Consider the following 22,119-nt stretch of genomic DNA (forward strand, 5'->3'; position numbering starts at 1 on the left):
CACTGCCCTGAGCCACCATCACTGTCGCTCACCAGCTCAACTTTTCCACCTGTTTTAGTGGCTAGTTGCTTCAAAAATTCAAATGTCGGAATATTTTGCGCATTTAATTTTTGTGAACTCGCATTCGCTGACGTATCATTAGCAACTGCTGAATTTACATTAACAATGTTTTGCACCGTGCCAGTGTAAATCGTTGCATTAAACTGTACTTGTGGTAACTCTAGAAAGTACTTTGAAGTAACTTGTGCTTGCCAATTTGACCCGCCACAGTTTGCCACAGGGCTCGCATTCTCATCCCCGTCGGTAGACCCATACACGCGCAAAATAGCACCTTGACTCGCTTCAACCGAAAAATTATTGCGAAGCTCATCTGCGCCATCACACATCGCTTCTGCAAGTGCGGTCAACCCTGTACAGCCTTCACTATCCAGCTGTTGGAGCGCCATAAAAGCAGACGTAAAATCAACAAAGCCACTGGAAATGGACTGAATTTGCCCGCCGTTACTAAACGTTTTTACATTCAGTTTTTGACCATTAATTGAACTATCCAAAAAGAACTGTGTCACTTTATTAATCGCTTGCTGTTTTGAGAAAGCACACCGTGATTGGCCGTCAGGTCTTTGTGTCATCATAGACCCACTTCTATCTAAAAATAAGACACCGTACGATTCGGGTGCACTGATAGCAGAAAACGCAGGGACGGCCAATGCGCCTAGCAATAAACTTGTAATAAATTTCATTATAAAAACTCCATATCCATATATGTAATGGTTTATATAAGTAAACCAAGGCTAAGCAACCACAGTTAAGTGATAAAAAGTATCCCTATACTGAACGTTGCCCTTTCAGCGTAGTGATCAATACAGAAAAAACAAATACATTTAAGATACATTTTAAAAACAAATAATTTACATTGAAATTTCATAAAATATAGCGCTACACTCATGTATACTTTCCGTCAAAGACACTTTTACCGCTCCCATTCATGGTGCATTGAAACAATTCCTTAGCTAGCGTGCATCATTAACAAAACACGGTAACGCTGCAGCCCAAAGATTTAAGTAATCGTCAAGTTATGTTAGGTATTATGATGAAGCCAATCATGGGGGTAAACTTATTTTTAATAGCAAAAGTAGGTGTGAGTTTATAACTCATGTTGCTCGACATTTATTGGTTTTTTAATATCACGCTGATAAAAAGTGATATGCTTAAGTTAAGCTACATCTTATGGGGAAATGCTGTTCTTCTTGCAACTTAATCCTCCCTAATTATGGTGAAACACAGACAACAAGCTCACGTATCAAAGAGGCGCTTCCCAGCCTCTCTGACTTTAATTCGGCTATTAACTCAATATCATATTTGCCGCCATAACAACCAATAGCCCTGCGAAGATCTTCTTTATTGTCGGCACAGGTAAATGATTCGTTGCTTTTGCGCCAAGAGGCGCGGTAAACCAAGACGTACACACGATCCCCAATAAAGCCGGTAAATAAACAAATCCTGCAAAGCCATCTTTCAATGAGAAGTGTGTGCTACCAGAACTGATATAACCTATCGAACCAAACAATGCGATAACAATCCCGCACGCAGACGCACAGCCAATGGCCTTTTTCATATCCAGAGAAAAGAAGGTCAATAAAGGGACTAACAACGCGCCACCACCAATGCCGATCATGGCAGACAGCCCACCGGTAATAGTGGTAAAAATGGTTAACATCCCTTTATTTGGTATTTTCCGCGTTTTAGCTGTGTCTTTTTTAGTGCTGCTTACAAACATTTTTACCGCAATGAGTACCACACTGACAGCAAAAATGATGCGAACAGCTTGCTCTGGTAGCAGCGCAGCCATAAAACCGCTGATCAGCGCGCCTAGCGCAACACCTGTCATGATCCAGGGCGCTAAATCCCAAGGGACATTCCCATTTTTATGATGTGCTATTGCAGAAGAAGTCGAGGTAAATAATATCGATGCCAATGACGTCGCGATTGCAACGATAACCACTTGCTCAGGTGGTAAAACCGCTAAGTAGAGCAAAATACTGCTCAGTATTGGTACAATAACCAGCCCCCCACCAATACCTAGCAACCCAGCAAGAAAGCCAACCCCGCTCCCGAGTATGGCACAATACACAATCAACAATATTAATTCACTCATTCCATTCATCTCTAATTATAGTTCAAGGGCAATCACGCAACATGACTGTGCTCTTTAGCGGCAAACTCAGTATGAGGTTGGTATCACAATTCACGAAACATGCGGCCAATCATAAACCTTTTCGTAAACTATCAGATTATCATCATGAAAATGATTCAAGACATAAACACCTCAACCACACCATGTAAGCCAACTATGGCGCTTAAGTTTTATCCTCAGCTCACCACATCCATTTTGAGTATATCAATATATCTAAGGCCCGATTTAACATTTAATTATGATAACTCTTGAATTTTATTAATGTTTCATATGAAAAAAACACAAGGTGGATATCTAGCCATCTAAACACCCAGACTTTTAGGTGGTATTTTAATGTTTTAACACTCAGTTTCATGCGTATTCTGGATGACCTTTTTCGATTTAGTTGCACCTTGAATATGACTCATGTTGTATCTGAAATTAAACCATTTTTCTTCATGCATCTAAGCACGTATAAATAGTGCCATGCTCTTAACGCAAAGCAAGACAACCGTTGATGCTCAATAAGGCACATACGCTAAATAGAACACACGGTTTAAATTACTCGCTGATTAAATCAGATAGGTAGATTGGAAAGCACAACAAGAGCAATCAACTAATTCAGGTTTTATCTCAAAAATTGGATACCAGATTATCATGAACAAAGAATTTACATTTACGATTAAGAGCATAAGTCTCGACGAAAATTATCATCCTTCAGACAATACACGTATTACCACCAACTTTGCTAACTTAGCGAGAGGCAGCCACCGTCAAGCAAATTTACGAAATGCATTAAAAATGATTGATAATAGTTTCAATGCCTTAGCTAACTGGGATAATATCAAAGGAGACCGTTACTCTGTTGAACTAGAAATCGTTTCAGTAAACATGGATATTGAAGGCGGAGGTGAAACTTTTCCGTCAATTGAAATACTGAAAACGCACATCATTGATCACAAAACCAATAAGCGTATTGAAGGCATTGTCGGCAATAACTTTTCTTCATATGTGCGCGATTACGATTTTAGTGTATTGCTACAACAACACAATAAAGGTCAGCCTCAATTTAGCATTCCTGACAATTTCGGCGAGCTACACGGCAAACTTTTTCAGTACTTTGTGAATTCACAAGTGTATAAACAAAATTTCAAGAAACTGCCCGTGATATGCCTCAGTGTGTCTGATAACAAAATCTATCAGCGTACTGAAAATCAACACCCGATTTTAGGCGTTGAATACCAGCCAAATGAATCATCTCTGACTGAGCAATACTTCAAAAAAATGGGCTTGCAGGTGCGTTACTTCATGCCGCCAAACAGTGTCGCCCCTTTGGCTTTCTTTTTCTTTGGTGACTTGCTGAATGATTACACCACGCTTGAACTGATTAGCACCATCAGCACCATGGAAACGTTCCAGAAAATCTATCGACCTGAAATCTATAATGCCAATGCGGTCGCTGGTACGTCTTACAAACCTAACTTAAAGAATTTGGACCATTCACTCACTCAAATAATTTATGACCGAGAAGAGCGCAGCAGATTGGCAAGTGAGCAAGGTAAATTTACTGAAGAACATTTCATCAAACCACACCAAAATGTGCTTGAGCAATGGTCTGCCAACTATGTGTAATTAATATACATAGTTGATATATGAAATAAGTACATGCAGCAGTTACGTGGCAAGACTCTTGAAAATAGCCACGTTCTATCATCAATAAAATATACGGCATCATTTAACATGAAAACATTATTACCGACTTCAACTGCGGGCAGTTTACCTAAACCTTTGTGGCTTGCAGAACCTGAAACATTATGGTCTCCTTGGAAATTGCAAGACAACGAGCTCATTGTTGGCAAACAAGATGCTTTGCGATTGTCATTACAAGATCAACAACACGCTGGGATAGATATTGTCAGTGATGGCGAGCAAACCCGTCAGCACTTTGTGACAACCTTTATTGAGCACCTCAACGGCGTAGATTTCGAAAAACGTGAAACCGTTAAAATACGCGATCGCTACGATGCGAGTGTGCCAACCGTTGTTGGCCCTGTTAGTCGCCAAAAATCTGTTTTTGTTGAAGATGCCAAATTTTTACGTCAGCAAACCAAGCAACCCATCAAGTGGGCATTGCCTGGCCCGATGACCATGATAGACACCCTGTATGATGCCCATTATAAAAGTCGCGAAAAGCTGGCATGGGAATTCGCAAAAATACTCAACCAAGAAGCCAAAGAGTTGGAAGCAGCAGGTGTCGATATCATTCAATTTGATGAGCCTGCATTTAACGTATTTTTTGATGAAGTCAATGAATGGGGCATTGCCACATTAGAGCGCGCCATCGAAGGGTTAAAATGCGAAACAGCCGTGCACATTTGTTACGGCTATGGCATTAAAGCCAATACAGACTGGAAAAAAACACTTGGGTCTGAATGGCGTCAATATGAAGAAGCGTTTCCAAAACTACAAAAATCAAATATCGATATTATTTCATTGGAGTGTCACAATTCTCATGTGCCTATGGATTTGCTTGAACTCATTCGTGGCAAGAAAGTGATGGTCGGTGCGATTGATGTGGCCAGTAATACGATTGAAACACCAGAGGAAGTCGCAGATACTCTCAGAAAAGCCCTGCAGTTTGTCGATGCCGATAAACTCTACCCATGTACAAACTGTGGTATGGCCCCTCTGTCGCATACCGTCGCGAGAGGAAAGCTGAACGCGTTAAGTGCTGGTGCCGAGATCATCAGAAAAGAGTTATCGGCTTAACGATACAACTTAGCAATACAACTTAGCAATACAACTTAACTAACCTCAGGTTTGGATAAGGGTTTTGGCATAAAAATGTTTTGAAAGCAAACTTACGTACAATCCAATGATGATATTTTGTTCAATATCAAGGCGCTTTTATGCAGTAATAGCGGGCTATTACAAATGAAAGCAATGCCGAGAGTGAGAAAAATAGCTTTATTGGGCAAATTCGCTTATCCAGAGCTGAGGTTAACTCATACAGCTAAACCCTGTTTTATATGTATTTCTTCAACAGGCTCAACGTGAAAAACATGCGTTGAGCCTTATCAAGGCCATATAGCCGTCGTTATTCTATACATGCTAATCTGAAAGCTCATTCCCACTTCATTTTCGGCCCGTCAATCTCAATAGCATCATCAGTAGCTCTAGATTAAACAATGATATACGCACTGCTCTAATAAGGCTTTTTAGCACATTGCTTTTTCATAGATACTTTAAACACCATCAAAGATAGTTCAAAAAAACAGCACAGTATCACTTTAATTCCCTCCACTTGAAATACAGAACACAAGTCTTAAAACGCCACCTGTTCCAAAAAACCATAGAACTAAAAATAAATCTATAAAACATAGATAAAACATAGATAAAACATAGATAAAACACATTATCTACATGAGTTAAAATAAAGAATCACAACTTGACAAATATAGGTACAAACATTACATTAATGCAAAATATTTATTAAAAGGAAGGAAAATGTTTACCCGTCTCATTACTTTAATCTCTTTACTACTACTGAGCTTTTATTCAAAATCAGAAGAACAAAAAATTATATTTCTATGTGAAACATCTTATTGTGAACTAGACGAGTCAATTCAGTCTTACATAAGCTTGGAAGGTACAAGTCTGTTAGAAGATGACAGCCTTTTTATTATGCGCGATTCTGGCGTTGAAGTTAATTCTCAAACTTACTTAGAGTATTTACAAAACCTACAAGGCCGCACAACCACTAACGCGTTTTTTATGTCTACAGGAAAACCAGAGAACTCAACTATTGATAGTGCATTAAGTTGTGAATACGATAGGGACTATGATTGTGAAGCGTGGAATGACTATCATAAAGATAAAAAACCATATATTCTCCAATTATCAAATTACTTAAAAAACTTTCAATACTATCATATAGTTACACAGGATGACATTGATACTATAAATGCTGCAAAGCGGATTAGATATACCTTTTTAGTTAACGCACTCACTGCTCACCCTGCTAGTCGAGCTGTAGCATACCTAAAGGGAGCAGGTTCGACTTTCGATAATATAATAGCCACGATTATTGTGGGCGGGGTTATCGGTGAAATATTTCAAGGAGCCGATAAAACAAAATTCAAAGTTGGTGACAAGCTAACAATAAAGGGCGGTAAAATCATAGCTGTTACCCGAGATGGAAAAACGTTCAACATGGCACAATTCAATGCTGGTGCCGCAGGAGCGGGTAGTGGCCGAGGTGATGGTACTGGAAATGACGGCGGTAGTAATGGTGGCGTAATTGTTATCATACCACCACCAACTAAATCGGTGTGCTACAGAACATTTAGCAATGGTCAAGTAATTCAAGTGCCTTGCCCGTAATCAAACGCAAGCAAAATATCAATCTCATTTTATATTGAGGTTGATATTTAACATCTATATACTTATTGTTTACAAGTTATATTTAAGGAACATCGTGCTTAAAATTATTTTACTCAGTGTGTTAACGTCTTTTGTACAGTTCATTATTTTTACGTTTTTTGACTATCTGGATACAGATAATGTCGATCTTCTCTATTCACTTAATACAAATATCTTTAAAATAACGGTGTGGTTTTTCGTTACAATCTATGCCCTGCGCTGGGTCACTCTAAACAAGCAAGCACCGTTTGTTCATAGGCAAAGTGCTCATCGCTTTAAAGTCATGCACACTTTGCAAGTGGCTGTTATCACATTTTTATTGGTTGGCGTTACTAAATATGAGCATGAGTTTGGGCAAACGCTGGCCTTTTCTTCATGGTCAGACTTGTTCTTGTGGCTGAGCGTAGAACCCCTGCCATTCGTCATCTGTTACTCTATTGCCGCTTGGTATGGTGCAAATACGCTTATACAAAAAGATAAAACTAAACCATGAACCATATAGCTTAAGCCCTTATCAAAGCTGCTTACCTTATACACCCAGACATACCTTTTTAAATAACGATAACAAGGCATGTTTAAAGCATGTCTGGCTTATTGTCATTGAGTAAATTGCGATAGGCCGATGGGCTACATCCGGCCACCCTTTTAAATGCGGTATTAAATGTCGATTTAGAGTTAAAGCCCACATCTAAGGCAATATTAGTCACGAGTTTCCCCTTATCTTTCAATTCAGCTTTTGCTTCTTCAACGCGAAAACCATTCACGAATTGAAAAAAGTTAGTCTGTAAAAGCTGAGACAGGGTTTCTGATATATGGTTTTCGGTTTCAGCAATCGATTCTGAGAGCTTCTTTAAAGATAAATCATTGTGTAAAAACAACTTATCTTCTTTCATCGACTGCTCAAGTTTTGACGCAACCCGTTGCATTTTTTCATCGCTGAGTAACGCAGCTCTACCTTGACTCGTACGCGGTAAACCTTGCTCGGCGCTATGCAGTCCCCTTTGGCCTAAGGCCTTTTGCACAAAAATAGCCAGTGCAATTACTTCAAAAATAGGCAGTACAATACCTGAGCCAAACCAACGCCACCCCAGCGCGCCTAAAGCAAACTCAACAGCATACATAAACCAAACAACGCCCCAAATGAGCAATACAACTTTAAACCACCCCACTGCTCGTTGCTCAATGTCAGAAAAGCGTTCCATCAACTGCTGGCAATGCCTATTGTGGAGATTAAACGCCATTGCTAAAAATAAAGCCGTAAATGCGATAAAAACAAATGTCGTAGACAAACAGGTAAACACCGCTATTTTCCAAAGCTCAGGATCCCGCGTCGACGGCGTTGCCAGCGCCAATTTTTCAGTAGGGCTTATCATAAAAATAAAGGGCAGCATGAGCAATACAACTAAAACGGGTCCAACTGATGCCAAAAAATAAAGCCGCTTACCCACGGGTTTAGCGGGTGACATCATCGCATGGGCATAAAAATATAACGCTGGACCGAGCAACGCCCGAAACGGAAATTGAGCACCCGCCAATGCCGGTGCGTAAACATAAGCCCCAGAATAGATAAATAGCTCCCCCGCTAAATGTATCAATAGCAATAACAACAACCCTTTCAAAAAAAAGGTGTGTCTTTGCTTTGGTTTGTTAAAAACTTCTACCAAAGCAAATATTGCCATGCCCATCATGCAGGAGTATAAAATTGTGGGTAAAAGGTTGACCATTTTGTTACCAAGTATGCGCTTTTGACTTTACAAAAGTAATTGTAAAGTCAAATAGCATAATGGTCCACCGGCAGTGTGTTCCCAATAGCTTTCACTTCATCAAAGTGTCTTAAGCTATTGGGTAGCTCCTGATAACCACATCTTATGATATCGTCATTTGTGGGTTAACCTTTAAATCAAAGCGCCTAGGGTCACCCATGTGACTAAAACCGTGTTACTAAAACCATGCAACTCAAATCATTGAATCAATTTGTATTCATGTCGCACCGAATGAGCATTACTCTTTGCTTGCTAGTTGACTCACGTCTAACGCATCAGCATCACTTTTTGGCAATTTAATCCCCACTGTGAGCAACCAAATACCAACGCCTAATTCAAAAAGCGCACCTGGCATCAGTAAATACATTACTTCGTGGGGAATTGGGGCCAGTAACTTTGCTATCGGGTACAATATCAAGCTTGTGTATGTAAACATGCCCCATACTGACCACGCTCTTGGTATATAACGTGTTTTAAAAAACAAATAAAATGTAATAACGCCTGCTACCCCCATGAATATCCAACTATATTCATAAGCTGGAGCTCTAAAGCTTGCAACAACACGTACTAACGTATGCACTTGCTCCAAATCAAACATCTCTAAAAGATACGTTTTACTCGACAATGCCAGCATCGCCATACTAAAAATAACAGCAACACCACCAAAAACAATTTCAATTAATCTCAGGCATAAAGCGGTTTGTGCAAGCTGTTTATTGACACTCTTCAACACAAAATAAAATGACACTGATGCCATCATTACACCCAGAAACATCACCATTTCTGCCAAAATTTCGAAGCGAAAATGCATTTCATTTGCAAAGATACGATTTGCGTCAAGCGCATTGATATCTGATAACCCTGTATCTAACAAAAAGTTTTTGACTAATCCAGCCACAGTAAAAATAATATAAGACAACCCTGCAAGCCTTGCGTAAAAACGTTGCATATTTTGATTTTTTTCTTTCTGCATTTTTATTTCTTTCCTCTCTATCGTCACACTTAAATTAACATTTAAAATCAACATGCTATGTAAGTATCTTTTCTTAAATAAAACCCTAATACTAAAAAACAGCTGAAATGACCGCGTTGATGCAATCATCCAGCGATAAACCTACTTTCTTCATGCCTTTTATACTGTCCACCATCAGCATTAAGGCTCACATAGCAACATGCACTGATAGCAAGTACCCTATTTTCAGCTGTGCTTCATATCGTAATAATGCAATGGCATAGCTAAGAAATGCCATATATCCCAGCGAGTGTGTGTTTATGTCAAGCTGTTCATTTTTATGTTCCATAAAGACGGCTATAACGACCTACTCTGCGGACTCTTGTTGCCAAGTGATTGCCAAATAAATAATGAGTAACCCCGTACAAATCTCGAAAAAGCTAAAAAACATATAATGAAGTGTGCCGCCCATTGTCACGGTATAGGTTTGAACTGAAGTGGTAATAAGCCCAGCCACGATATTACAATATTTGCTTAGCCTGAAAGTTAAGGTGCTCGACAAAACAATCATGATCATGGGTATTTGCAACACAACAGCAAAAGCGAGTAAAAATTCTTCAGTGATTTTCATATCACCGACTTCCCCCGACAAAAATGCTTCTAGATATTGGGCCAGATGTAATGTAAACACATCGCAATAGATGTAATTCACAGTTAAAAAAATCCACAATAAAGAAAGTAACTGGTTGCGTGTGCCATGCCATTCAAAGATTTTCATATCATTTTCCGTTCAAGTATTAAGATTCGATATGAACCATGTCTCAATTGCGTCCGACTGTCGTTCCAATGGGCCTATTCGAACGATTTTTTGCAATTTTGTTTAAAATATTTGCCGATTTATGCTTTTCGGCTATTTCTCAGAAGCATTTTTGTCACTTTTAGAGTAATAGCTGGCGCTGTGATCATAAAACAGAGGCCATTTCAGAGGAAAATCGCAGTGCTTGCTAGTGATAAACATAACGGTGTGACGTAATCACCAAAACAAACAAAACTTAAATTTCAATAACTTATATAAAAACAGTACGTAACGCGATAAATAGAAAATCTAGGCCAATCGGAAATGTATGATATCGAGGTATTCAGCCAAGTTACTTCGTAACCTGGCTCAGCTGTAGAACGAATCGCTAAAAACGAGCCACTTAATACTAACTAACCTCAGCTCTGGATAAGCGAATTTACCCAATAAAGCGAATTTACCCAATAAAGCGACTTTTCTCACTCTCAGCGTTGCTTTCATTTGTAATAGCCTGCTATTACTGCATAAAAGCGCCTTGATATTGAACAAAATATCATCATTGAATTGTACGTAAGTTTGTTTTCAAGACATTTTCTATTCCAAAACCCTTATCCAAACCTGAGGTTAACTATGTTTCATCGTAATGAGGTTTTTAGCTACCTTTTTCCACTCCACCAGTTCATTGAACGGCATGGGTTTGGCGTAAACATAGCCCTGTATTTTATAGACGCCGTGCTTGGCCAAATATTCCACTTGCTCATTCGTTTCAACCCCTTCGGCAATGGTCTTTTTAGAAGAAGCCTCAGCAAACGCAATAATTGACGAGAGTACCGAGCTTTTCATATCATCGGTGCCAATCACATCAACAAACATTTTGTCGATTTTAATCGTGGAAATACCCAATTCTTGTACGTACGAAAATCCACCATAACCCGTCCCCGCGTCATCAAGTTTAAGCTCAATACCCATCTCGTAGAATTTAGATAAAGTCACTTTAGCTTGCTGTAAGTCTTCAATTTTTCTGCGCTCCGTGAGCTCCAACGATAAATTGTTAAAACTCCAGCTATCATCTGTTTTTAAAGATAAAATATAATCATATAAATCATTACTATAAAGATGTTCAGGTACTATATTCACACTCATAAACTTATCAGTGTCAGCCCAGTTCAACTTTTTAATATCACGCACAACTCGGTAAAGTAACTGCTCGGTAATTGGAATGATAAGGCCAGAATCTTCTGCAAATGGAATAAACTGATAAGGCGGAATAACCGTGCCATCTTCTTTTACCCAGCGTACTAAAACCTCGCAGCCCACTATTTTTCCCGACTTAGAGTGTAAAATAGGCTGGTAATATGGCTTAAACTCATGCGCTTGCAGTCCCTGCTTTATCAAAGCTTCCATAGTTTGATTCTGACTTAACAACCATTGCATAGCAAAAACCAGTAATAACCCTAAAGTTGCACCAATGCCTAAACTAATCGCACCACTCCAATGCTCTACAGGCGATAAATAGTTTTTCGACACCGACAGTGACAAAGAAAATGGATATTTATCTGAATAAATAAAAGAAGACAAAGCCAAGTCGTTTGTTTGACTATCAATATCACTCACCAAAATATCGAGGTTATTCAATTGAACTTTTAATACAGCACACTCATCACAAAATGCCCGAGGGATATGAATAGGCTCTATATCGGCAATGAGTTTGTAATTAGGAGCTGTATTAATCACAGCAAGGTCATGGGTATGGGTAATATTATTTAACTCAGAGCCAATAAACACGTTATCTTTCAGAGTATGCCAAGAGTCTTCTTCGCTTTGTTCAACCGCCCTGCCATGACTTGAACATTGTTTGCCACTTTGTGTATGAATCTCAAATAAGCGCACATGCGGACTTGTAAATGCCGCCCGCTGCATTTTCGTAATATCAGATGCTGAACAATCAAAAGTGAGTTCTCGCATAAACTGCTCATTCATGTCAATCGCTTCTCCCACATGCGTTTCGAGCTTTTCTAGCAAGAACTCCAACTCAGAATCAATCGCATGCTTAACGTAAAAACTCGCAATGTGGTGATGAAAAGTTAAGGTAATAGTAATACACGTTAACAATAATAAAGCTGACGCCCATGGACGTTGAAATTTCATAAAACTACCTGCTGTTACATTATGATGTGCTTTTAGGAGGTTACATCATATGGTTGTCTAGAATATGAAGGAGGTCAACATTTAAAGGCGGCAGTTGCAATAAAAACAAGGCTGACACCTTTCATTTTTTCTATAGCGGCGCTTAAAAAAATGAAAACCGTTGCTGCTAACGATCGTCCTTAAAACGCTAAAGTTCAATGATGCAAGAAACCGCATCAATCATATAAATCTCACCACTTCTATAGGTTTAACTACAATAAATAGTACCCTTGATCCAATTAAGGTCATTTAACCGTGACAATGAGAAACAAATTATTTGTGCTTTCTATTACACTCTTCAGCTTTAACGTTACTACCAACGCTGAATCAATCAGAGTCGTGACAGAGCACTTCCCGCCTTTTCAAATCAGTGAGCAAAACAGACCTGTTAAAGGTGTGGCAGTACGACTAGTGAAAAAAATAATGGCTGAAGTCAACTTTAATGCGCCCATTGAAGTATACCCTTGGGCAAGGGCTTACAAGGTCGCATTAGAGCAACCGAACGTGCTTATATTCTCCATTGCAAGAACAAAAGATCGTGAGAAACTTTTCCATTGGATAGGTTCGATAAGCCCCCTTAAAGGGCATATATGGACACTGAAAGAGCATTCACATGTTAAAATTGACACCATTGACGATGCCAACCAATACTCAATCGCTGTAACCCGAGAAGACAGTACCCACCACTATTTAAAGCAAAATAACTTAGACAAAAATTTGGATCTGTACCTAACAACGACCAACAAACAAAACATAGAAATGTTGTTTTCTAAAAGAATAGATTTAATTATCGCCACTGATGCAATGATCAAAACTCACGTAGAAAGCTCTGACCTTCAGTACGAATTATTAAAGAAAGTGTTTACTTTTAATCCAAATGAATTCCAACTTTATATCGCCATGAGTAAAAGCACTTCTCCTCTGTTAGTTCAGCGCTTTAAAGCCGCTTTTGAAAAAATACAAAACCACGTAGATATCAATAAATAGATAAGGCCAACCATGTTGACCTCTTTCATTGATTTTTACTCTGACACGTTTAATGAGCAAACACGGGAACTATGGTTTTTAAAGCATGTGGCATGATCTTATCTTCTCTATCATGACCTTTAATCACCACAATTAAATCAAGCTCTGCAATGGAGATGATGTATTGCCCCCCACCACCCCAAGCAAAATTGGCATTATAGCTTTTGCCTTTAACAGGTATATCCATTTGATAAATATAATACCCATACTGATAAGCTTTTGGGATCCACGCTTCAGCAGGTTGTACAATACCTCGGGTCCCCTTGTTTAAGTAAGCCATTGAAATAAGCTGCTCGCCCTGCCACTTACCTTTGTTGGCAAGCAAAGTGCCCCATTTCAGCATATCGCGCGACGTTAAACTCACACGCCAACCCGCTTCGGGCAAGCCACTGATGGCATTTTGCCAACGATAGTTGGTGATCCCCAGTTTATCCAACAACTCCTTTTTAATGAAACTCTGCGCAGTACCTGGCACCACAGCATCCAGTACTTGCATCACCAAGGTCGGATTAAAATTACCATATGAATAACGCTGAGATTCAGAATTAATAGGCGTACTATGTTCAAGTAACGCTTGAACTTGCCTTTGACCTTTTAATTTGGCGGGCGTCCCCTCCAATGCCTTCACTTGCTCGTCACTCACACGAATACCACCACGCATGGTGAGCGCTTTATGCAGGGTGATTTTTTCAGCCCCTGCAACGAGCTTAGTCGTATCTAGGTCTTTCAAAAAACTGACAAGCGGCTTGTCTAAGTCAGCCATGCTTAAATAGCCTAATTGAATTGCACGGCCTAGTGCCAAGCTGGTATAAGTTTTTGCTGCCGATGCCTGCCCTGCTGCCAAATTTACACGACCTCGTCGGTAGTAAGATTCAAACACCAGCTTACCTTTGTGACTAATTAACAAGCCGTCATAAAGACCGTATTTACCTTGCGCTATTTCTTCGGCTAACTTAATAATATTTTTTTTAGCCACTCTGTCCCCCAATTGCCCAACAGAAATCCCCTCTTTTCTATCTTTTGGTGCCGCCGAAATATAGGCCTGCTTAAGATAAGGCAAATCCCAAAATGACAGTGATTTTTCCGCATTGGTTACCTCTGGTGCAATGCGACTTTCTGCGTTGGCGGTAGATATAAAAATACCATTACTCGCAACGCTGAGTAATGTCGTCATAACCAAGATTTTAATTGTTAGTTTACTGGCCATTCTATTTCCCTTTTTATTTACTGATACGTTGTTAATTGAACTTATTCAGTACGTTTGCCACTTGCCCCCGCTGTTGCCTATGGTCCACTAAGTAATACCTCACAAGAAACGGTTAATTCCATCTCTATTCCAGTTCAATCTAAAAATAAATATTTAATGATGAAATCAAAAAACATAATCTAACAGCCAGTTGAAAAATACTTGAGGTTGTAGTGACTTTTTACTGATGTCTCAAATGGAAAAATAAAACAATTAAAATTAACAACTTAAAAGCAACCACTTTAAATGCAAAACTGATTTATCTAATACCTAACATGATCAGAACAACAAAAAGTGTTTATTTATAACATCCTTATTTTTTTATTTCTTCAGCCGTAATGCCCAGTGACTCTAGAAATCTTTGATGTTGCGTAGGTTTCATAGCCTCAAAACTGTGATGCCATGCGGCCATATCTTTGTCATCAAACCCAAGTGACACCATGATTTCTACCCAACGCGCTTTTGACACCACTTGCTCGTTTAACATGTCAGGTTCTTGAAGCATAACAACAATTGCTTGTTGTTGTTTTCTTAGTTTATCTATCTCCGCATCAATGTTTTTGAATTGATTTTTAAGTAGCTGAGGCTGCGCCTGCTCCCCCCTTCCTCTAACAATGGCCTGATCTCAGCAACCGGCATACCAAAAGCACGATAAGCCACGATGCTTTTTAAACGCGCAAGTTCGTTATCACCATACCCCCGATAACCATTATCAGTCCAGCATTTGGGCGTCAATAACCCCATTCGCTCATAATATAAAATGGTTGTTCGTGACACATTGCACTCTCTCGCTAATGCTGTGATTGTTAGCATAACGCCTCCTATTTATAGTTAACCTCAGCTGTGGATAAGCGAATTTGCCCAATAAAGCGATTTTTCTCACCCTCGACGTTGCTTTCATTTGTAATAGCCCGCTATTACTGCATAAAAGCGCCTTGATATTGCACAAAATATCATCATTGCATTGTACGTAAGTTTGTTTTCAAAACATTCTCTATTCCAAAACCCTTATCCAAGCCTGAGGTTAGTGAGTAAGCTTAAAGTAGCGTAAATTATAAACATTCAATGGGTTTTATATCGGGCTCCATAACCTGTACTTTTGCCCGCTTACTGAATAAAACTTCCGGCGTGAAATATTGACGCAATACACCTGGCGTATCCAACACAATATCTTGATTATTCGCTATCACGCTTTGCCAAGATTTGTCATTACAAGCCTCTAAACGAGTTGCTATTAGTGTCACCACTGCATTTGTCATTGTTATATTGAACTTACCTTTTGCACCCAAACTTTCGGCATACGCTTTTATACCATGACAGACTCGGTTTCTTGCTGTTACAAAGTCATACATACATAAGTAAATACAGGTTACCCGAATATGGCCTATATGGTTGAAATATACAGGTGCCAACGTTTGGCATTCAAATTGTTCTATAAATGCTCTATCATCTAAGCTTGCTTGTTCAATCATCATTTACCACCAACTCATTAAAAAATTAACCGTCTCAAAAAACGAATAACCGATGATAAAGGCGATACCCATAGACACGTCAACCGCGCGTTGTTTAAAACTCAAAAATAAGCGACAACTGCGTAAGCTATTATTGATTTTCAGCTTCAACAACAATCAAATCAGAAATATAGGGGGCACTATGTCGGGCTATTCATTTACTCCCCCCCCTATAATCGGTACGTTTTATTGCGTCGCTTTCGCATGCCAATTAGAGTGTGCTTAACGCCTGTTTTGCTTTATTGCTCAGCGCTTCTTTTCCCTGATTTTTACTAATTGCAAACACTCAAATTGGGGAATGTGGTGCTTTTTCAGCAATAATTCTAGCGCCAAGTTCATATGCATTGAGATACCTATCACATTAGCAAAACAAGCTTATTTCGCTTATCGCTTCATTTTTTAATTATTCACAACAAAAGCTTACATGCTTTGAGGATTCTTATGCAGTGGCGTCATGTAATGCCATGAAATATCCATATTTCAACTTTACTGCTACATTCATTTCCTCAGCTGAAGCTTTTCAGCATGATGAGTGAGCCCTGTTGAACATTTTTAACCGGTGCTTTTTATATGCCGTAGTTAATATATCTAAAGGATATAAATATGAACTATTCTCTTCACCCTTCCGTTGGCGTCGCCAGATTAGGCAATAGCGAAGGTCAATTCTATTTAGCACCCGAACAAATTGGTGGTTTGCCCTTTGAAGCCGATGAATGGGGCAACAAAATCGATAGCCCAGTAAATCAATTTAAGGATCAGGAAGGACGGATCCGCAGACAAGGCCAGCCATTTAAAATTATTGATGAAGACAATAACGAGCTCACTTTAGCAAGTGATAATGTCAAAGCGATCACATGGACTGTGCACATTGCGAATAAAAAGGCGGCTTGGTACGAATTTAATGAGTTGCAAGGTAATCTGTTATTTGGTGAAGAGAACAGCTACAGTAATCGAGGTACACCATGGCGCAACGCCAGTGAAACCAACCGTCGCAGTTTAATTATTGACCCTGGACCAAGAACAATCACAGGGCCCAATGCCAAAGCCATTTTTGATGACGCGAGCGCCTCCAACAATTACCCTGTCAGCTTTCCCCCAAAACCTTGTCAAGGGACTGAAATTAAGTCTTTGGGTAATATAATCACCGACAACGAAGGACGTTTAATTGTCATCGGAGGCTACGGTAATGCCGGTGGTAATGAACCCCTTGAGTCGTACGGTGGAGCTGACTCTTGGCATGATGATATTGCTGATGGCACAGTTTATTGCACCATCACTTTTAACGATGGCCAAGAGTTAAAGTTATCAGCATGGGTTATAGTCGGCTCTCCTGATTTTGCCCCAGAAATCGTTAATATTTCCAACTTAAGCGACACCATGTTCGACGTGGCTATCCGTGAACAAAACCTATGTGCTGAAATGTATAGCAATGGCGAATTTCAACCGTCATATCAAGCTAATTACTATCGTGATATTGAGCCAATAATACAGCGAATTAGTCGCTATCAATGGGTATCAAACGTACAATCTATGTCGGCATTCGTCTCTAATATTTTTGATTTCAAAGACAACTCCGAAGAAAATCAAGCCAACAGGTCTGCCTATTTCAACTATTTTAGAAAGCCGGTCAACCCTGCAACTGTGCAACAAACACCGCCAATTGAGCAAACCAATCAACAGCTGTTTGAACATGGGATTGAAGGTCACCTGCCATTAATGCCGGTTAACTCAGGTAGCAATTCGGTCAGTAATGCCGAAGATAATATTGTCGATAAGTTTCTCACCTTAACTCAGACGCAATATTTCTTATTAAGCCAATGGGCCAGTGGGAATTTCTCAAATGAAAAACCACTGCCAACTACGTCAGCACAAGATAGTTTTGGTGTATTTCATGCTGACCAAGGCAGTGTTGGTAATTGTGTCGGCTTGCCAATGTGCCCAGGTATAGAAGTAACTTGGAGCATGCAGAACCCCGTGATTTACGTCGCACCGTATGTCATTAAAGATCAAAGTATAGGGAGTGGTTTCCCTAATGGTTTAGACCCAGAGCGTGATGAGTGTGAAGGTGGCGGGTGCCAACCGGGTGATTTAACCAAACGCATGGCTTGCCCATGGCAGGCTGACTTTTTCAACTGTACCATTCAAAATGTGAATTTCACTGACCCAACAGTCAATAAAGTGAATGAAGGTACAGCTGAAGAGCCAAGTATGATCCCTCTTGCGCCGACTTATTACAGTTACTGGTGGCCACCTCAAAGTCCGTGGGACGTGTTGACCAATCAAGTGGACGATCAGTCAGCAACCCACTTGCCTGCTGGCCAACAAGTAAACTATGCCCGTGGCATTAACAGCTTTGTACAAATGGTAGAGCATTGGCCTGCGCTTGGATTTATTCGTAATCAAAATGCGAGCGAACCCAACTTTCCATTTTTTACTGAAAGTGAACGTAATCACCAATTGTTTGCTTATAAGGACGTGCCAGTTTCAGACATTACTGGTAACCCACAAGATAATGGCACTGATATTCCTGTTTTTTACATCCCTGATGATGTTAAAAGCCACCTTTCTTCAGGCTGCTCAAAAGCAAAAGCCTTACTTAAAGGTATGGAAGAAAAAATGTCTGCTCCCATCACAGCCAAACCGGCTGGTAGAGCAGTACCTCGCAGTGGTACTCGTACAAGACGGTAATATAAAATGATACATGCACACGAATGTGATGTGCTGGTTGTTGGCGCTGGTCCCGCAGGGGCCAGCACCGCATTAAACTTGCTTAATCACACCAAATTATCCGTTACATTAGTCGAAAGCTCGGATTTACAAAGGCTGCGAGTAGGAGAGAGCGTCTCAGAGAGCATTTTTTCAATATTGGACTATTTACGCCTGCCAAAGTCTCATTTTGGCACCAGCTGTTTTACGCCAACCCAGGGCAATAGTGCTTTTTGGGGCAGCGATAAATCTGCTAATCGGCACGCTATTTTTGCACCAGACAGAGCAACGTTTCAGATTAACCGCGAGGTATTTGACTTAACCCTCCTTGAAACCGTACTGAATCGTGGTGGCACTGTATTTCCTCGAACTAAACACAAAGCGGTCACTCAATTGCAAGATGGTCGTTATGTGGTTGAAGTGAATCATCCAGAACATGGGAAGTTTGCAATAACGTGCAATTATCTGGTGGATGCTTCAGGACGAAACTCATCATTAAGTAAATCATTAGGTGCGTCTGTTACACAACACGATAGACTCACTGGCGTTGGGGCTTTTTATAAATCTGACTCGACCTCATTTGAACAAATTCAATTAATTGAAAGTGACGAGTATGGTTGGTGGTATAGTGCCGCATTGTCTGATCAGATGGTTGTCGTTACCTACTTTAGCGACTTTGAATTAATCTCAAAAATGAAGTTAAACCGTCAATCACATTGGCAACAGCACCTCAAACACAGCAAATATATGTCAAAAAGAGTCGAGGGGGCACATTTTATTGATAATAACCTTTGGATCAGACCCGCCGGTACTCACTTTAATCAATTTAGTCACATAAAAAACTATTTACCTGTAGGAGATGCCGCATGCGCATTTGACCCTATTTCCTCTATGGGTCTGGGTTTTGCCATGACCTCTGGGTGCCAAGTAGCAACCATCATAGGCAACGCTACAAGCCCTGCTAATTTTAATGAAAATAGTCATATATATCAGCAAGATTTAATCCGGCAATTTGAGGAATATTTAGGTTTAAAGCAGCATTTTTATCACAAAGAGCAACGCTGGAATGACGCCCCCTTTTGGGCGAAACGCCAGCAGCACGTGCACCAAGTGGCGTAATCTGCATCCACAGTTCACTACCAAAAAGCGGCTGTCGTTAGCCGCTCAAAAATCAAAATTCATGAAGCTGAAGTATTCGGCCCCTACTAGCGCCTTTTTATATTTTTTCACATTGGCGCGTATCAACAGATATTTTAGTTATATGTTTACCTTCGGAGTCAACATAAGCGTAATTCACTTCAGTGTTATTTTGTACGAATGAAGCCATATCTGGTTTAGTACACACTGTATTAAAGATCTTTTTCGTCATCAAATCCCTAAACGCTTGAACATTGATTTCATTTACCGATGAAGTAACTATCGTATAATTGTATGTAAACGTGTTCATAAAAGCGAATGTAGAGTCAATCCTTGTCTCTGCATCTATCATCATAGGCAAACTACTATTTATTTGATTTGCAGCAAGCTTTAGTTCTTCAGGCCAACCCCCACCATTTGATGTAGAACTACATGCTGATAAAGTTGTGGCTAATATAATTGGTGTAAATAATTTAATTTTCATAATCTCTTAAAAAGCATGCTATTGAGTAAGTTATCAAGGGCAATTGTTGCGTTTCGTATACCCAATAAACACGACCAAAAGCATGCATATGGCATTAGTACCGATTTTTCGGAAAGAATACTCTATTTAAGCTATCTCAACAATATCCGCCATTTATATTTTATAAAAAATAAAAAGATTAAAATGAAAGACTTCTGACCTGTTAGTTCTATCCCATTTTAAACGCGCTTTTTTATTCTTAAACTTACTATTTTTCTAGTTGCTTTAAAACATCCACGACAGCACTAAAAACGCGTTTATTGGCAAGTCCTATATTTTGATTTACTACCGAGCCGTATGCGCCAAAACGTGCGACCACAAGCTGTTTAGAAGGAATAATAATCACATACTGACCACGATGACCTCGAAGAGATACGGTATCTTTTGGCAATTTAGGTAGCCAAAACTGCAAATCATTAAGCCAAAGCTGTGCACCGTAATGTTTTGATACACCCGGCGACATCATCACCTCTGTAAGCCAAGATTCAGGCACGACCTGTTGATCACCCCAACGACCTTGATTGATAAATAACTCACCAATTTTTAGCCAATCATGAATGGTCAAAAACATACGAGCGCCACCTCGAAAGTTACCTGCTTCATCAAACTCTACGACGGCATTATTGATCCCTAAAGGTTTAAATAGGTGTGATTGGTATAGATCATTCACCGTTTGAAAGCTTCCTCCTGAGGCTGTTTTTATTGCTGAACTAAGCAATTGCGTGGTCCCCGTCGCATATTCAAACCGACTGCCTGGCGTATACTCTTTCCCTAATGCCGATACATATTCAACTGAGTTACCATGGTAATACCACATCGGTGCCAAATCTTCATAACCATGAATGTCTGGCGTTTCGGCCCATTTGACGCCTGAACTCATATTAAGCAGGTTCTTAATGGTCATGCCATGCTGGCCAAAAGACACCGTTTGGTTGAGCGCTAACTTACCTTGGTCTATCAAAACGCCGGTCATTAATGCGGTGAGCGTTTTGGCCATTGACCAACTCAGTACTCGGGTGTCGCCATGATGATGGTCGTCATATTGCTCTGCGACCAGCTTTCCTTTGTGCATTACGGCAACGGCAAATGTGTTATCACTCCACGCGTAATCATATTGATTCGTCTTAAAAAACTTATCTAGCGTAAGGTTTGAATTAACCGCCTTATCAATCGGCGCACTCGGTGAAGCTTCTGGCGTATTCACATGAGCGGTTTGTGCCCGTAATTGCTCTTTTGTTAAATCAAATAACAAAGTACACCCAAAACCTTCTCTATAAACGGATGTTCGCGTTATTATTTCATTATCAATCGCGGCTGAAAGAGTAACCACATGATTACCTGAATCGACGTGTATTTGAGTGTCATCTGGTAAGGTTGCCAATGCTTCCGGGATCACCCGACTTTTTATAAAATCGACGGGCTCATCCGAGATAAAGTGTCGCGAGCATAGTTGGTTTGCACTGTACCCTATTAATACTTGTGGGTCCGAATTGCAGCCACTGAGTAACGCTACACATAACCCCCCGGTTAATAAACCTGTTTTATTGTTCATAATGGTCCTGTTTTAGTTTGTCGCTTTGTTAAACAAGACGAAACGTTCGACAATAAATTAGGGCAGCTAAAAGCGCTTAACATCGAAAAGGTCAGAATATCAAAAGGGTCAGGAATATCAAAAGG

The 22,119-nt window shown here is 39.9% G+C and carries 20 protein-coding genes; 7 read left to right on the forward strand and 13 right to left on the reverse strand.

Features of this window, described 5'->3' with window-relative positions; genetic code table 11:
- Nucleotides 1-740, reverse strand: a 740-nt coding sequence (locus tag J8M01_RS22575; protein WP_247671243.1) for a hypothetical protein, incomplete at its 3' end; no start/stop codon positions are given.
- A 602-nt stretch (nucleotides 741-1,342) separates the two neighbouring features.
- Complete coding sequence (locus tag J8M01_RS22580) at nucleotides 1,343-2,155, reverse strand: sulfite exporter TauE/SafE family protein (protein ID WP_211059414.1); 813 nt, start codon at nucleotides 2,153-2,155, stop codon at nucleotides 1,343-1,345.
- Nucleotides 2,156-2,830: 675 nt separating this feature from the next.
- On the opposite strand from J8M01_RS22580, the gene J8M01_RS22585 reads away from it, so the two are divergent.
- The 4 genes from J8M01_RS22585 (at nucleotide 2,831) to J8M01_RS22600 (ending at nucleotide 7,088) form a co-directional block, all read left to right on the forward strand.
- A complete protein-coding gene (locus tag J8M01_RS22585) occupies nucleotides 2,831-3,805 on the forward strand; it encodes a DUF1852 domain-containing protein (protein WP_211059415.1) in 975 nt (324 codons plus the stop codon).
- 108 nt (nucleotides 3,806-3,913) lie between these two features.
- Complete coding sequence (locus J8M01_RS22590; protein WP_192506430.1) at nucleotides 3,914-4,942, forward strand: methionine synthase; 1,029 nt, start codon at nucleotides 3,914-3,916, stop codon at nucleotides 4,940-4,942.
- A gap of 738 nt (nucleotides 4,943-5,680) precedes the next feature.
- On the forward strand, nucleotides 5,681-6,556 hold the full coding sequence (locus tag J8M01_RS22595) for a hypothetical protein (RefSeq protein ID WP_211059416.1): 876 nt from the start codon (nucleotides 5,681-5,683) through the stop codon (nucleotides 6,554-6,556).
- A 94-nt stretch (nucleotides 6,557-6,650) separates the two neighbouring features.
- Nucleotides 6,651-7,088 (forward strand): hypothetical protein, encoded by a 438-nt coding sequence (locus tag J8M01_RS22600; RefSeq protein ID WP_211059417.1) that lies wholly within the window; start codon nucleotides 6,651-6,653, stop codon nucleotides 7,086-7,088.
- 82 nt (nucleotides 7,089-7,170) lie between these two features.
- On the opposite strand, the gene J8M01_RS22605 is transcribed toward J8M01_RS22600, so the two are convergent.
- From J8M01_RS22605 to J8M01_RS22625, 5 genes are all read right to left on the reverse strand, one after another.
- Nucleotides 7,171-8,274 (reverse strand): AraC family transcriptional regulator, encoded by a 1,104-nt coding sequence (locus J8M01_RS22605; RefSeq protein WP_247671244.1) that lies wholly within the window; start codon nucleotides 8,272-8,274, stop codon nucleotides 7,171-7,173.
- A gap of 322 nt (nucleotides 8,275-8,596) precedes the next feature.
- Nucleotides 8,597-9,331: a DUF4386 domain-containing protein gene (locus J8M01_RS22610; protein ID WP_211059418.1), complete on the reverse strand. Its 735-nt coding sequence runs from the start codon at nucleotides 9,329-9,331 to the stop codon at nucleotides 8,597-8,599.
- A 187-nt stretch (nucleotides 9,332-9,518) separates the two neighbouring features.
- The gene (locus J8M01_RS22615) at nucleotides 9,519-9,659 is read right to left on the reverse strand and encodes a hypothetical protein (RefSeq protein WP_211059419.1); all 141 of its coding nucleotides are present in this window, start codon (nucleotides 9,657-9,659) and stop codon (nucleotides 9,519-9,521) included.
- Between the two features lie 18 nt (nucleotides 9,660-9,677).
- Nucleotides 9,678-10,088, reverse strand: a complete 411-nt coding sequence (locus J8M01_RS22620; protein ID WP_211059420.1) for a DUF6326 family protein — start codon at nucleotides 10,086-10,088, stop codon at nucleotides 9,678-9,680.
- Nucleotides 10,089-10,730: 642 nt separating this feature from the next.
- Nucleotides 10,731-12,254 carry an EAL domain-containing protein gene (locus J8M01_RS22625; protein ID WP_211059421.1) on the reverse strand — a complete coding sequence of 508 codons (1,524 nt, stop codon included), beginning with the start codon at nucleotides 12,252-12,254 and terminating at the stop codon, nucleotides 10,731-10,733.
- A 300-nt stretch (nucleotides 12,255-12,554) separates the two neighbouring features.
- Here J8M01_RS22625 and J8M01_RS22630 point away from each other — a divergent pair, with 300 nt between their 5' ends.
- A complete protein-coding gene (locus J8M01_RS22630) occupies nucleotides 12,555-13,280 on the forward strand; it encodes a transporter substrate-binding domain-containing protein (protein WP_211059422.1) in 726 nt (241 codons plus the stop codon).
- A 49-nt stretch (nucleotides 13,281-13,329) separates the two neighbouring features.
- Here J8M01_RS22630 and J8M01_RS22635 read toward each other — a convergent pair whose 3' ends face one another.
- From J8M01_RS22635 to J8M01_RS22645, 4 genes are all read right to left on the reverse strand, one after another.
- Nucleotides 13,330-14,526 (reverse strand): serine hydrolase, encoded by a 1,197-nt coding sequence (locus J8M01_RS22635; RefSeq protein WP_211059423.1) that lies wholly within the window; start codon nucleotides 14,524-14,526, stop codon nucleotides 13,330-13,332.
- Between the two features lie 352 nt (nucleotides 14,527-14,878).
- The gene (locus tag J8M01_RS24060) at nucleotides 14,879-15,070 is read right to left on the reverse strand and encodes a hypothetical protein (RefSeq protein ID WP_247671245.1); all 192 of its coding nucleotides are present in this window, start codon (nucleotides 15,068-15,070) and stop codon (nucleotides 14,879-14,881) included.
- 35 nt (nucleotides 15,071-15,105) lie between these two features.
- Nucleotides 15,106-15,378, reverse strand: a complete 273-nt coding sequence (locus J8M01_RS24065; RefSeq protein WP_247671246.1) for a MerR family transcriptional regulator — start codon at nucleotides 15,376-15,378, stop codon at nucleotides 15,106-15,108.
- 239 nt (nucleotides 15,379-15,617) lie between these two features.
- The gene (locus tag J8M01_RS22645; RefSeq protein WP_211059424.1) at nucleotides 15,618-16,040 is read right to left on the reverse strand and encodes a hypothetical protein; all 423 of its coding nucleotides are present in this window, start codon (nucleotides 16,038-16,040) and stop codon (nucleotides 15,618-15,620) included.
- 639 nt (nucleotides 16,041-16,679) lie between these two features.
- Between J8M01_RS22645 and lodA the strand changes: the two genes are divergently transcribed.
- Nucleotides 16,680-18,764 (forward strand): CTQ-dependent lysine 6-oxidase LodA, encoded by a 2,085-nt coding sequence (gene lodA / locus J8M01_RS22650; protein WP_211059425.1) that lies wholly within the window; start codon nucleotides 16,680-16,682, stop codon nucleotides 18,762-18,764.
- A 6-nt stretch (nucleotides 18,765-18,770) separates the two neighbouring features.
- Nucleotides 18,771-19,901: a lysine-epsilon-oxidase maturase LodB gene (gene lodB, locus J8M01_RS22655; protein ID WP_211059426.1), complete on the forward strand. Its 1,131-nt coding sequence runs from the start codon at nucleotides 18,771-18,773 to the stop codon at nucleotides 19,899-19,901.
- 97 nt (nucleotides 19,902-19,998) lie between these two features.
- Here lodB and J8M01_RS22660 read toward each other — a convergent pair whose 3' ends face one another.
- Both J8M01_RS22660 and J8M01_RS22665 read right to left on the reverse strand, forming a co-directional pair.
- The gene (locus tag J8M01_RS22660; protein ID WP_211059427.1) at nucleotides 19,999-20,403 is read right to left on the reverse strand and encodes a hypothetical protein; all 405 of its coding nucleotides are present in this window, start codon (nucleotides 20,401-20,403) and stop codon (nucleotides 19,999-20,001) included.
- A 247-nt stretch (nucleotides 20,404-20,650) separates the two neighbouring features.
- Nucleotides 20,651-21,994, reverse strand: coding sequence for a serine hydrolase (locus J8M01_RS22665; RefSeq protein ID WP_211059428.1), 1,344 nt, complete (start codon nucleotides 21,992-21,994; stop codon nucleotides 20,651-20,653).
- Nucleotides 21,995-22,119 lie beyond the last annotated feature (125 nt).

The organism is Pseudoalteromonas sp. MMG005 (genome assembly GCF_018101015.1).
Lineage (GTDB): Bacteria > Pseudomonadota > Gammaproteobacteria > Enterobacterales > Alteromonadaceae > Pseudoalteromonas > Pseudoalteromonas aurantia.

Excerpts from the sequence above, each read along its gene's own strand:
- J8M01_RS22580 (WP_211059414.1), bottom strand. The coding sequence starts at position 2,155 with ATGAGTGAATTAATATTGTTGATTGTGTATTGTGCCATACTCGGGAGC.
- J8M01_RS22585 (WP_211059415.1), top strand. The coding sequence starts at position 2,831 with ATGAACAAAGAATTTACATTTACGATTAAGAGCATAAGTCTCGACGAA.
- J8M01_RS22590 (WP_192506430.1), top strand. The coding sequence starts at position 3,914 with ATGAAAACATTATTACCGACTTCAACTGCGGGCAGTTTACCTAAACCT.
- J8M01_RS22595 (WP_211059416.1), top strand. The coding sequence starts at position 5,681 with ATGTTTACCCGTCTCATTACTTTAATCTCTTTACTACTACTGAGCTTT.
- J8M01_RS22605 (WP_247671244.1), bottom strand. The coding sequence starts at position 8,274 with ATGGCAATATTTGCTTTGGTAGAAGTTTTTAACAAACCAAAGCAAAGA.
- J8M01_RS22610 (WP_211059418.1), bottom strand. The coding sequence starts at position 9,331 with ATGCAGAAAGAAAAAAATCAAAATATGCAACGTTTTTACGCAAGGCTT.
- J8M01_RS22615 (WP_211059419.1), bottom strand. The coding sequence starts at position 9,659 with ATGGAACATAAAAATGAACAGCTTGACATAAACACACACTCGCTGGGA.
- J8M01_RS22620 (WP_211059420.1), bottom strand. The coding sequence starts at position 10,088 with ATGAAAATCTTTGAATGGCATGGCACACGCAACCAGTTACTTTCTTTA.
- J8M01_RS22625 (WP_211059421.1), bottom strand. The coding sequence starts at position 12,254 with ATGAAATTTCAACGTCCATGGGCGTCAGCTTTATTATTGTTAACGTGT.
- J8M01_RS22630 (WP_211059422.1), top strand. The coding sequence starts at position 12,555 with ATGAGAAACAAATTATTTGTGCTTTCTATTACACTCTTCAGCTTTAAC.
- J8M01_RS22635 (WP_211059423.1), bottom strand. The coding sequence starts at position 14,526 with ATGGCCAGTAAACTAACAATTAAAATCTTGGTTATGACGACATTACTC.
- J8M01_RS24060 (WP_247671245.1), bottom strand. The coding sequence starts at position 15,070 with ATGCTTCAAGAACCTGACATGTTAAACGAGCAAGTGGTGTCAAAAGCG.
- J8M01_RS24065 (WP_247671246.1), bottom strand. The coding sequence starts at position 15,378 with ATGCTAACAATCACAGCATTAGCGAGAGAGTGCAATGTGTCACGAACA.
- J8M01_RS22645 (WP_211059424.1), bottom strand. The coding sequence starts at position 16,040 with ATGATGATTGAACAAGCAAGCTTAGATGATAGAGCATTTATAGAACAA.
- lodA (WP_211059425.1), top strand. The coding sequence starts at position 16,680 with ATGAACTATTCTCTTCACCCTTCCGTTGGCGTCGCCAGATTAGGCAAT.
- lodB (WP_211059426.1), top strand. The coding sequence starts at position 18,771 with ATGATACATGCACACGAATGTGATGTGCTGGTTGTTGGCGCTGGTCCC.
- J8M01_RS22660 (WP_211059427.1), bottom strand. The coding sequence starts at position 20,403 with ATGAAAATTAAATTATTTACACCAATTATATTAGCCACAACTTTATCA.
- J8M01_RS22665 (WP_211059428.1), bottom strand. The coding sequence starts at position 21,994 with ATGAACAATAAAACAGGTTTATTAACCGGGGGGTTATGTGTAGCGTTA.